The 11,610-nt window shown below is 47.8% G+C and carries 12 protein-coding genes; 8 read left to right on the forward strand and 4 right to left on the reverse strand.

Features of this window, described 5'->3' with window-relative positions:
• Positions 1 to 2: 2 nt before the first annotated feature.
• Positions 3 to 779 (forward strand): substrate-binding periplasmic protein, encoded by a 777-nt coding sequence (locus CSR04_RS17740; RefSeq protein WP_102797656.1) that lies wholly within the window; start codon positions 3 to 5, stop codon positions 777 to 779.
• Here the strand turns inward: CSR04_RS17740 and CSR04_RS17745 are convergent.
• From CSR04_RS17745 to CSR04_RS17755, 3 genes are all read right to left on the reverse strand, one after another.
• Entirely contained in the window at positions 776 to 1,057 is a 282-nt protein-coding gene (locus CSR04_RS17745; RefSeq protein WP_102797657.1) for a Rho-binding antiterminator, read from the reverse strand. The genes CSR04_RS17740 and CSR04_RS17745 overlap by 4 nt on opposite strands.
• Before the next feature lie 401 nt (positions 1,058 to 1,458).
• Entirely contained in the window at positions 1,459 to 1,725 is a 267-nt protein-coding gene (locus CSR04_RS17750; protein ID WP_102797658.1) for a DUF2024 family protein, read from the reverse strand.
• Positions 1,726 to 1,776: 51 nt separating this feature from the next.
• Positions 1,777 to 2,013, reverse strand: a complete 237-nt coding sequence (locus CSR04_RS17755; protein WP_102797659.1) for a thioredoxin family protein — start codon at positions 2,011 to 2,013, stop codon at positions 1,777 to 1,779.
• A gap of 149 nt (positions 2,014 to 2,162) precedes the next feature.
• Here CSR04_RS17755 and CSR04_RS17760 point away from each other — a divergent pair, with 149 nt between their 5' ends.
• Positions 2,163 to 2,444: a winged helix-turn-helix transcriptional regulator gene (locus tag CSR04_RS17760; RefSeq protein WP_216362591.1), complete on the forward strand. Its 282-nt coding sequence runs from the start codon at positions 2,163 to 2,165 to the stop codon at positions 2,442 to 2,444.
• A gap of 32 nt (positions 2,445 to 2,476) precedes the next feature.
• Here the strand turns inward: CSR04_RS17760 and CSR04_RS17765 are convergent, their stop codons facing one another.
• Positions 2,477 to 3,802, reverse strand: a complete 1,326-nt coding sequence (locus CSR04_RS17765; RefSeq protein ID WP_102797660.1) for an ATP-binding protein — start codon at positions 3,800 to 3,802, stop codon at positions 2,477 to 2,479.
• Positions 3,803 to 4,079: 277 nt separating this feature from the next.
• Between CSR04_RS17765 and CSR04_RS17770 the strand changes: the two genes are divergently transcribed.
• From CSR04_RS17770 to CSR04_RS17795, 6 genes are all read left to right on the forward strand, one after another.
• Positions 4,080 to 4,496 (forward strand): VOC family protein, encoded by a 417-nt coding sequence (locus CSR04_RS17770; RefSeq protein WP_102797661.1) that lies wholly within the window; start codon positions 4,080 to 4,082, stop codon positions 4,494 to 4,496.
• 9 nt (positions 4,497 to 4,505) lie between these two features.
• On the forward strand, positions 4,506 to 4,874 hold the full coding sequence (locus CSR04_RS17775; protein ID WP_102797662.1) for a VOC family protein: 369 nt from the start codon (positions 4,506 to 4,508) through the stop codon (positions 4,872 to 4,874).
• Between the two features lie 152 nt (positions 4,875 to 5,026).
• Positions 5,027 to 5,326 carry a hypothetical protein gene (locus CSR04_RS17780; RefSeq protein WP_102797663.1) on the forward strand — a complete coding sequence of 100 codons (300 nt, stop codon included), beginning with the start codon at positions 5,027 to 5,029 and terminating at the stop codon, positions 5,324 to 5,326.
• Between the two features lie 825 nt (positions 5,327 to 6,151).
• Positions 6,152 to 7,057 (forward strand): restriction endonuclease, encoded by a 906-nt coding sequence (locus CSR04_RS17785; RefSeq protein ID WP_102797664.1) that lies wholly within the window; start codon positions 6,152 to 6,154, stop codon positions 7,055 to 7,057.
• Positions 7,058 to 7,071: 14 nt separating this feature from the next.
• Positions 7,072 to 9,855 carry a type I restriction endonuclease subunit R gene (locus tag CSR04_RS17790; RefSeq protein WP_102797665.1) on the forward strand — a complete coding sequence of 928 codons (2,784 nt, stop codon included), beginning with the start codon at positions 7,072 to 7,074 and terminating at the stop codon, positions 9,853 to 9,855.
• Positions 9,852 to 11,606, forward strand: a complete 1,755-nt coding sequence (locus CSR04_RS17795; protein ID WP_102797666.1) for a restriction endonuclease subunit S — start codon at positions 9,852 to 9,854, stop codon at positions 11,604 to 11,606. Before CSR04_RS17790 ends, CSR04_RS17795 begins: the two co-directional genes overlap by 4 nt.
• Positions 11,607 to 11,610 lie beyond the last annotated feature (4 nt).

Raw genomic sequence — 11,610 nt, forward strand, 5'->3', positions numbered from 1 at the left:
TGATGCGTTTTTTCCTGCTGCTGATCTTGCCCCTGGCTGCTTTTGCCAGTGATGGCCGGGGCGCATTGGTTGCCTGTCTGGATGAATTCCCGCCTTATCAGATGCTGGAAACCCCACCTAAGGGCGAACATGTTGCCGCCCTGGCGCAACTGGCCGAAGAGCTGGACATGGAACTGCAATTTGTTACCGAGCCCAACTTCGCCCATTGCATGAAACGCATCGAGCAGGGCAGTGCCGATGTTATTGCCGGCATTCTGGATCGCGAGGAACGTCGGCACTTTTTGCATTTGCTACCCATGCGTAAAGACACCGCCTATATCTTTGCCACCCGCAACGACGCCAAACCCATTGAAAAATATACCGATCTGCACGACAGGTTGATTGCCGTATCAGAAGCAACCTATTACTTCGATCAGTTTGATCAGGACAACAGCCTGCAGAAGGTGACATTAAACGACGTACATCATGCCTACAAACTGCTGTTGGCCGGTCGGGTGGATACCGTTATCAGCAGTATGGAGAATCTCACTGCTATTTTTGCCAGCGACCCCGGGCTGAAAGAGCATATTCAGGTCCAGCCTTTTACCCATGAACTGAACCGCATTGTGTATTTTGGCTTGTCCATGCAGTCCCGTCACGCCGGACAGGTCAATCATATTCGCGCCAAGGCGGAAAAGGCCTTTGCCGCCGGTAAATTTGAGGCGGTGATTCACCAGTTTGCTGCCGAACACCCTCAGTACTACCAGGTTAAGCCCCCCACTCCGGCCAAGACCAATTAAAGGTTGCAGTGCCCCGGCTGGACATCCAGCTCAGTAAAATACTGGTTGTCAGTCAGCGCCCGTATGCGGGCAATCTGGTTAAGTTCCAGCTCAAAATTGCCACTGCCGTCTTCCAGCACCAGCCATTCACTACCAGCCTGGGTACGGGTGGTCAGCGCCACACCGCTACGCTGGCTGCCGTTAAGCAGCCATAGTTCCAGCCGGTAGCCATATAAACAGGCCACTTCGATATAATCATGCACAGCGCAGGCAATGCTCTTGTTGGTCGGGGTTTTCATCAGTTTATCCTGCTTTTTACTCTCACCATGAATGTCAGATTATGCACCGCCGAGACGCAGAGAGCGCAGAGAATTCAAGGCCCTAGATTAAAAGATCTCCTGCTCTTCTCCGTGACCTCAGTGTCTCTGTGGTGACATTGACCTGAACAAATTTATAAATAACCACAGAGGCACAGAGCGCACAGAGTGTTCAAAAGGGCTAATTCACAGCGAAGGCATCTGCACTCATCACCGTGACATATAAAATCTATACATTTCAATAATTTAGTTTAATCTCTTGCTCTTCTCCGTGACCTCTGTGTCTCTGTGGTGACATTGATCTGAACAAATTTGTAGATAACCACAGAGACACAGAGCACACAGAGTGTTCAAAAGGGCCAATTCACTGCGGAGGCAGCTGTTTAGTCTCCTGACGGGCAGCCTTGCATGGGAATAATGGCAAAGCCCTGTTGTTCAATACTGGACCGCACCGCGGTGTTGGCCATTTCAGTATGACAAAAATCGCAGCGCTGCTGACTAATCTCGGCCTCGTGCACGCCAATATCGCGTAAATACGCATCGGCAAATTGCCCCGCCCGGTGGCGGGCATCTTCAGTCACCAGCACGTCAAAATGATAGTACGCGCCGCTTTTGGTATGCACATGGGTATCATAAACCAGAACTTGCATTGCACTTCCTTAATAAAATTAAGGCGGCAACCTGAGTCGCCGCCATGGCCACTAACGCAGATCGCTCAGCGACGCACCAAAATTAATATGAAAGACCTGACCGTCCAGCACTAAGGCAGGTACCGACTTAACCCCCTGCTGTTCAGCTTCGTTGAGGCGCTGTGGCTGTTCGCCAAAGTGCACAATCTCAACATCAATACGATTTGGATCCAACGCGGCGGCCAGATTTTGCTCGGCGTCAACACACACCGGGCAACCCGCATGGTAGAAAATGGCAGTGCTTTTCATGGTATTCTCCTGTGGTTAAAAGCCTGGCTATTACACGCCCCATTGCCAGGGAAAAACAGCAGGTACAAACCGGTAAGCCACTTACCAAATGGAGCATCTTTTTGATTAATAAAGAAAAAAAAGTTCAGACAAATATGACCGTGCATGCCATGGTGGAAAGCATTGTCGGCTGCAAATGGTCATTAACGGTGCTTAGCCTGATTCGGCAGGGCATTAACCGCCCCGGTGCCATGCAAAGGGAAGTGGACGGCCTGACCACCAAAGTGCTGAACGAGCGCCTGGTCAAACTCACCCGCTTTGGGATATTACATAAACAGATTTACCCCGAGAGCCCGCCCAGAGTGGAGTATCAGTTCACCGAGTTTGGCCAGCACTTTCTGCAGATTATCGACAGCATCGAAAAGGTGCAGGCCGAACTGACATCCCAATAAGCTAAGTGGATACCGCTGACAACCTAGCCCTGTTAACCGTTGCGCAGATGGCGGCGAATAACATGCTCGGTATAATACAGCGGCATAACAATATTTTGTTGTTCCAATGGCGATGAGCCCCTGGTACCGGTTAGTTTGATGCTTTTCAGTGGCTGGCATTTTTCAATATACGAATTAAGCGATCTGGCTTGTGTTCGTTTACCACTTTTTACCTCAATGGGAATAATGTGGCCGTCATGGTCCGCCACAATAAATTCTATTTCCGCCCTGGCGTCCTGCCAGGAAAATGAGGGTTCGATACCATAGGCGGCTAACTCTTGTTGCACGAAGTTTTCTGCAATATATCCCTTGTATTCGTACCCCTGCTGCTTAATCTCTTTGTAGCTGGTGCCCAGCATATGATTCAGCAGCCCGATATCAAACATGAATAATTTCACTTTGTTGTCTTTAAGGTAAGCAGCGAGAGGACTGCGAGGTTTGCCATCGATGGGATAGTTTTTTAGCACCAGTCGACATTTTTCCAGCCAGGCAATGGCGCCTTCAAATTCCTGGTAGCGAGATTTACGTTGATGCACATCTTTAAAGCGAAAACGTTTAACTGACTCATCCAACACACTGGATAGCTGTGAGGGTACACTCCTGAATACTGCCTCGATAAGGCTGGCATCTGTTTTTCCAGAGTATTTGCCGAAGTCTCGCAGGTAACCAGAGACCAGATTGGCATGAATGCCCGAAACGGCTTTCACTCGCTCGAGTATGCTCTTGTCTGCCAGGGCAAACCACATAGCAACCGCCTCCGGCATTCCTCCGGTAAAGTAATAGTCGGTTAATTGGTCAAACAACTTGGTATGTGCAGCCGTTGAGTTCACCGCTGCATCATAGGCTTTAAGTTGTGCCGGTTCATCGGCAGCAATCAGAAACTCCCGAAATGTCAGTGGGCGTAAGTTGTGCTGCTCTACTTTACCTACAGGGAAAGCGTCAAGCAGACCAATATTAGAGCCACTGGCGGCCACATACATTTGCGGGGCTTTTTCGGCGAAATATTTAAGCGCGGTAACGGCCCTGGCGCATTCACCGATTTCATCAAGGATCAGCAGATCCTTGTTCATATTGAATGTTTCCCCAGTAAGCAGCTCTATGTTCGAAATCACGTCCTCTGGCGTCAGAGAACCAGAGAAGGCTTCCGCCATACTTGGCGTCTCCAGGAAATCAATTCGTAATACATGCTCAAATTGGCTGCCCAGCAGCCTTTGTAGCAAATAGGTTTTACCTGTCTGACGGGCACCATCTATTAATAGCGGTTTTCGCTCTGTCCGTTTTTTCCAGGTTAACAAGGCAGATAGTAGTGTCCGATGCATAATTTGCCGCCTCAAATCATTTCCCCATAGGCTAACTATACACTTTTATGCGCATAAAAATGTAATAAAACACACTTTTATGCGCATAAAAGTGTGAAATTCCGCACTTTTCTGCGCCTACCAACAGAAACGGCACCAACTACATAAGGCCGCAGGCCAATATCAATCCAGAAAAACTATCAAAAGCATTTGTTTAATTGATTTAATCAAGCCTTTACCTCAACTTTGCTTAAGGTTTTATGCTATTTCCAAACTGGCACAGCAGGAGGATTACAACATGATTCATCTGGAACATTTAAATCTGGTGGTAAGCAATATGGACAAGGCGCTGGCCTTCTATCAGGCCGCCTTTCCCCACTGGCGGGTGCGTGGCGGCGGCCATCAGAACTGGTATGGCACCGAGCGCAACTGGCTGCACTTTGGTGACGATTACAACTACCTGGCTCTGAATGACAACGGCCAGCAGCGCAATCGCGATTTAAACAGCAACGATGTCGGCCTGGCGCATTTTGCCTTTGTTACCGACAACCTCGACGCCCTAATCGACCGCCTGCAGGCCGCAGGTTTTGCCCCCATCAAAGGTGGCAACAGCCCGTACCGCAGCAATGTGTATTTTATCGATGCCGATGGCTACGAAGTGGAATTTGTACAGTACCACAGTGACATTCCGGCCCAGCGCAACCACTACCAATAAGGACAAGCGATGAACCTTAACCAAATTACCTTACCTGTCACCGATATGCAGGCCGCCGTTGATTTCTACCTGCAACTGGGTATGACACAAATAGTCGATACCCCGCACTACGCCCGCTTTAGCTGCCCGCAGGGCGACAGCACCTTCTCGCTGGCCCTGCAGGCCGAGCCGGTGCAAAACCAGTCGGTGATCTATTTTGAATCGGACGACCTCGACAACCAGGTCGCCACCCTGCAGCGTCGCGGCATTAAGTTTGACCAGCCGCCCCAGGATATGCGCTACCTATGGCGTGAAGCCATACTGCATGACCCGGCAGGCAATAAAATCAAACTCTTCCACGCCGGTGAAAATCGCCTGAATCCGCCCTGGCGGGTGTAGGTCTGACCTCGGTCAGACTCTAGTTGGAATCAATTCCAACCCACAGTAGTAAGCACCTCAGTCCGCCGGGTGCAGTCTACTTCAATAAAGGCACAGGCTACTGAATTTGAGCCTTGCATGCTAAATTCACTGAAAATCACCAGGAGCAGCCAATGGACAAGCATGCCTTTTTAGCCGAATGCCAGACCCGAATCCGCAAAGTGTATGAACTTACCAAGGCTGGTAAGCCTGACGATATCAATAAACACAGAGCAGAAGGCTTTCTGCATGCCGGGGAATTTCTCGGCCTGGTTAGCCGTGACGAAGCAACCCACCTTATTGAATCCGTTCATCAGGAAGTATTCGGCGAATCGGTCAGCCAACGCCGGGAGCGCAAAGACAGATTAAATAAGCTGAAGGAACACTCTTTGGATGCTTTCTATGACGAACCGGCCATTAACCGCCGCCCTTGATTTAAGCTTTCCCGCTGGGGAATACGTTCACCGCAGAGCCTCCGAGAGCACGGAGAAAAACAGGAGATCTTCCACTCTATATTATTGAAAAATAAGTGTTCTGTCGCGCCTCGGCGGTGCACAATGGCTTTTTACCCCTTCGTGTTCTTCGTGACCTTCGTGGTCAATAGCTTTTCAAACAAAACACCTCATATCACCACGAAGAAAAGAAGTGTCACGAAGAGAATACTTCTTCACCGCAGAGTCGCCGAGGGCACGGAGAAATACAGGAGATCTCTTAATCCAGGGCCTTGAAAACTCTGCGTTCTCTGCGTCTCGGCGGTGAATAATAGACGACGTCACGCTGAGGGAGATTAGGTCTGATTCTGTAGCGGTTAGACTGGCTGGCTGTCTGTCTGTGATGAGCCGAATAAATCGATTATTCGGCTCATCACTTGGAGTTACTTGAAGCGATATTCCCACCTGATTTACTTGCACTCAAAAATGAAGCAATACTTATATAAAACAATACCTTAAAGCATATTCAACATGAAGATTGAAGTGCATTTCTGACCAACTCCCGCCCATTCCAGCTTGAGCCGAATATGGCTTTTGTTTCGACAGATTCAAGGAGCACATAAGTGAAGCTTTACTCCACTGCTAAGTCCCGGTGGGTGCAAAAACACTAAGACATTAGGATGTTCCAGCAGATGTTTAGTTATCAGAAGCCAGGAACTGATAGCATTGCCATCACTCGTAATTTAATCCCGCACGTAAACGCTGAAAGTTCAAATCAAAGCAGGTATATTCCATTTGTCAGCAAAACAATAACAAAGGCTTTAGGGAATGATTCCAAACTATCAGGCATTGATGCGCCCTATCCTGGAATCCGCACGTTCAGGCGAGGTTAAACTGAGCCAAGTGATTGAAGAATTGGCTAATACGCTTGGTTTGTCAGAGGAAGAAAAGTCTGAGCTTCTTCCAAGCGGCAAACAAACTGTATTAGCAAACCGCGTTGGTTGGGCCAAAACCTATCTAGCCAAAGCGGGCTTACTTGAAGCAACCAGACGCGGGCATTTTCAGATTTCAGCAAGAGGGCTACTAGCTCTTGAAGAAAGCAACGCTTGCATAGATGCTGATTACTTAAAGCAATTTGAAGAATTCCAAACATTTCTAGCAACTAAGAATGAACCAGGATCGGGGCAAACAGCTAGCGAAGCTGATCAAGAAATCACCCCTGATGAAGCCTTAAGAGCTGCGTTTAAACTTATTAATCAAGCCCTGATATCAGAGTTATTGGAACGCACGCGCAAAGTCACGCCAGCGTTTTTTGAACATCTGTTAGTCGAACTCCTGCTAGCCATGGGCTACGGTGGCAGTGGTGAAGGTGCAGCTCATGCGTTAGGTCGAACTGGTGATAACGGCGTAGATGGGGTCATCAACCAAGACCCGTTGGGGGTGGATCAGATTTATCTTCAAGCCAAGCGCTATGCAGAAGGCAACAACGTTAGCGCCGGGGATATACGCGACTTTTTCGGCGCACTTAACTTAAAAAAAGCCCAGAAAGGTATATTCATTACTACCTCGGATTTTACCCAATCGGCCACCCAAACCGCCAAAGATCTAGGCAGCCGTATTGTGCTGATTAACGGCAACGAACTCGCCAAGCTAATGCTACGCTACAACATCGGTTGTCGCGAAGAACAGGTGTTGTCGTTAAAGAAAATCGACGAAGAGTTTTTTGAGATCTAAGGAAGCATTGAGCCATGGAAATCGACGGACTCAAACCAGAAACCAAAGCCAGATTGTCTATCGACGAGCAGTTAAAGCAAGCAGGTTGGGCTGTTCAGACCTGGCCGAATACTAACTTGGGGGAGTCGCTAGGCGTAGCCGTACGGGAATATCCAACAGATAGCGGTCCGGCGGATTACATTCTGTTTGTAAACCGTATCCCCGTCGGGGTGATGGAAGCTAAAAAAGACCAGAGCATATTAACGGCCGCCGAATCGCAAACACTAAGATACGCGACCAGTAAGTTAAAGCATTTTCCGGAACACAAGCCTAAGCCTTTTTTGTTTCAGGCCACTAGCCAGATGATTCAGTTTACAGATTTGCGCGATCCTGCCCCGCGCTCGCGCGAAATCTTTTACTTTTTCAAGCCAGAAACCTTACTGCGCTGGTACAACGAACCTGAATCGACCCGCCATAAGCTGTTTAGCGCCATGCCAGAATTAGATATCGAAGGGTTGCGCGATTGCCAAGTATCGGCCATTAAAGGGTTAGAAAAATCACTAGCCGAAAACCGTCCTCGTTCTCTAATTCACATGGCGACCGGCGCAGGTAAAACTTTTACCGCCATCAATGCCGTGTATCGGCTACTAAATCACGGTGGCGCCAAGCGTATTTTGTTTCTGGTTGATACCCGCAACTTAGGCAAGCAGGCGCAGCAGGAATTTCACGCTTTTAAACCCAAAGGTAAAGAGAGCTTTTTTCACGAAAGCCATATCGTACAGCGCCTAAACAGCAATACCGTCGACAGTGCAGCCGAGGTTTGTATCTGCACTATTCAGCGCATGTATTCTATTCTAAGCGGTCAGCCCATTGATGAAAGCGCTGAAGATGCATCACTGTTTGAAGTCAAGCAAAGTACCAAGCAGCAAAAGTTCGTGCAGTACAACCCCGCAGTGCCCATTGAAACCTTTGATTTTATTATTATCGACGAATGCCACCGCTCCATTTACAACCTGTGGAAGCAAGTACTGGATTACTTTGATGCCTTCCTGATTGGTTTAACTGCGACACCAGATAAACGCACCTACGGCTTTTTTAACGAAAACATCGTGGCCGAATACAGCTATGAAGATTCGGTGTTGGATGGAGTCAACGTTGGGTACGACGTATATGAGATTGATACCAAAATTACCCAGGCCGGTGAGAAGTTAAAGGCTAAGGAATGGGTAGATCATCGAGATAAACTCACCCGCAAAAAACGCTGGGCGCAAACGGAAGAGGAAACCAATTACAGCGCTAAGGAATTAGATCGTTCCGTGGTAAACAAAAGCCAAATCCGTAAGGTGATCCAGGCCATGAAAGAAGCCGTGGAAAGCAAAATCTTCCCAAATAGGGCAGAGGTACCAAAGACCTTAATCTTCGCCAAAACCGACAGCCACGCCGATGACATTATCCAAATGGTGCGCGAGGTCTACGGCCAAGGGAACGACTTTTGCCAAAAGGTTACTTATGGCGCCAAAGACCCAGACGCCGTGCTCAGTGATTTTCGCAATGAATTTAACCCGCGTATTGCCGTTACTGTTGATATGATTGCCACAGGCACCGACGTAAAGCCGCTAGAAGTACTGCTGTTTATGCGTGATGTGCGTAGCAAAGGCTACTACGAACAAATGAAAGGCCGCGGGGTACGCAGTTTAAGTTTTGAGGAGCTGCACCGCATCAGTAAAAGCGCCACCAATGCCAAAGACCGTTTTATTCTGATTGATGCTGTAGGAGTGGAAAAGTCACTTAAAACCGAAAGCCGCTCTTTAGAAGCCAACCCCAGCTTGCCACTTAAAGACTTACTCCAAGGTGTTGCTATGGGGCATCGGGACAATGACACCATACAAACCCTGGCCAACCGTTTAATTCGCCTGACCAAACAAGCCGATACAAAAGCCTTAAGCAAAATTGAGAATATTACCGGCCACAGTGTTCAGCAATTAGCAAAAAGCTTGCTGTTAGCCATCGATCCAGATGCCATTAATCAACAAGCCTTAGCCAATACTAAAGCCGCCGGTATCACCAGAGGCGAAGAGACTTTGACCGAGCAAGAGCGGCAAACCGCGCGTGACCAACTGGTTAGCCAAGCTTGTGCGCCTTTTGATAATCCCAAACTACGCGAACAGGTCGCCAATGCGCGGCGGGAAAGAGAGCAGCTTATCGACCATATTAATCTCGATGAGCTGCTCGTCTCGGATTTTAGCGAACAAGCTGTCGCCAATGCCGAGCAAGCCGTGCAAGACTTCCGTAGCTTTATCGAACAGCATAAAGACGAAATTCAGGCCCTAAGCTTTTTCTATCAGCAGCCCTACCAGCGCCGAACATTAACCTACGACATGATTGAAGCGCTGCACCAACAGCTACAACAACCGCCGTTAATGTTAACCACAGAAAGACTGTGGAACGCCTACAGCCGTATTCAACCGGATAAGACCAAAGGCCAAAACCAAAAGCGCCAGCTGACCGATATCCTCGCGTTGGTAAAATTTGCCATAGGCCTCGATAGCGAACTAAAACCTTTTGCAGAGCAGGTAGACAGCAAATTTAAGCAATGGATCTTCCGCCATAACGCCCAGCGCAAAGCCGTATTTACGCCGGAACAAACCGAATGGTTGCGCTTAATAAAAGACCACATTGCTGCCAATGCAGGAATTGAGCGCGATGATTTTGACTACAGCCCCTTTGCCGATAAAGGCGGCCTACAAAAGGCCTGGGGCCTTTTTGAACATGAATTAGATAGCATTATGAATGAGATTAATCAGGAGTTGGTGGCGTGAGTGAGAAGTTAGAAGCGTTGCCACGGGGGTGGTTTGAAGTTCAGTTATATGAAGCAATTGACATTCACGATTATGAACGTCAGCCGGTTAATAATTCTGAGCGTAACAGTAGAATTGAGGGTAAAACTACAGAGAGTCTATATCCTTATTATGGAGCCACTGGCCAAGTTGGTTGGATTGATGACTACCTTTCCAATGAAGACTCAGTTTTACTCGGTGAAGATGGCGCCCCATTTTTGGACCCATATAAGGATAAAGCTTATTTGGTCGCTGGGAAGTACTGGGTTAATAATCATGCCCACATATTGCGAGGCCATAAAAATCTAGTTAACAACAAGTTCATATGCTATCAACTAAACATCCTAGATTATGCAGATTTTGTATCTGGAACTACGAGATTAAAATTAACCAAGTCTGCTCTAGAGAAACTCCCTTTTCGCATATGCCCGCATAGAGAGCAGTCACGCATAGTTGAAAAACTCGAAGAGTTGCTATCCGATCTTGATAACGGCGTAGAAGAACTAAAAGCCGCACAAACCAAACTTACTCAGTATCGCCAGTCGCTGCTAAAAAGTGCGGTAGAAGGCAGCTTAACCGAGCAATGGCGCGAGGAAAATGCCGTTACCATCACCGAAACCGGCGAGCAATTGCTGGAGCGTATCCTTAAAGAACGTCGCAGCCGCTGGGAAACACAAAAACTCGCCGAGTTTAAAGCCAAAGGCCAAACACCACCGAAAAACTGGCAGGATAAATACCCTGAACCCGTGCAGCCAGATACCAGTGAGTTACCCGAACTACCTGAAGGTTGGGTTTGGGCCAGTTTGGATATGCTGATAAGCAGCATTGAGGCGGGGAAAAGTTTCAAATGCCTGGAACGGCACCCAGTATATGATGAATATGGTGTTGTTAAAGTCAGCGCAGTGACATGGGGGGAATATGATGAACTAGAGAGTAAAACCTGCACTCGCAAAGATTATGAGAACGACAGCGTATTGATTAAGCAAGGGGACTTCCTTTTCTCCAGAGCAAATACGACAGAACTTGTTGGTGCGTGCGTTATAGCTGAGAGGGTCACAAAAAAAATAATGCTCAGCGATAAAATCCTGAGAATTAATTTTATTGAAGACTCAATAAAGTACTGGTTATTACAATTTCTTAGAAGTCAATGGGGGCGTCAACAAATAGAGGCAGCTGCCAGTGGTAACCAAGCTTCAATGAAAAATATATCGCAAGGAAAGCTGAAAGGGTTCACTGTGCCATTGCCATCAAAAGATGAGATTTACAAAGTAGAAGGAGATCTCTTTAGTGCATTTGAAAATATACAAAAAAGTAGCGCTGAAGCAGAAATAACCCAAAGAACTTTGTTGGCTCAGAGGAAAAATATCCTAAAAGATGCCTTTGCCGGTAAGTTGGTCCCGCAAGATCCCAATGATGAGCCCGCTAGTGTGTTGCTAGAAAAGATACAGGCCGAACGCGCTGAGCGAGCCAAGCTGGCTAAGTCAAAACCTAAAGCCGCTAAAAAAAAAGCCGGTAGTCGAGTAACCATCATGGACAAGTTAGAAAATGTACTAAAAAACAAAGACGATTGGATGGATGCACAAGAAGCCTTTAAAGCCTGTGGTGTCACTGATGGAACAGATACCGATCGTATTGAAGAGCTTTATGCTGAACTGCGAAGATTAGACCAAGCAGGTCGGCTGGAAGTTGAGCGACACGGCAACTACGACATGATCAAACTAAAAGGCGAATAAGGAC

This window comes from Bowmanella denitrificans (genome assembly GCF_002887595.1).
GTDB lineage: Bacteria > Pseudomonadota > Gammaproteobacteria > Enterobacterales > Alteromonadaceae > Bowmanella > Bowmanella denitrificans.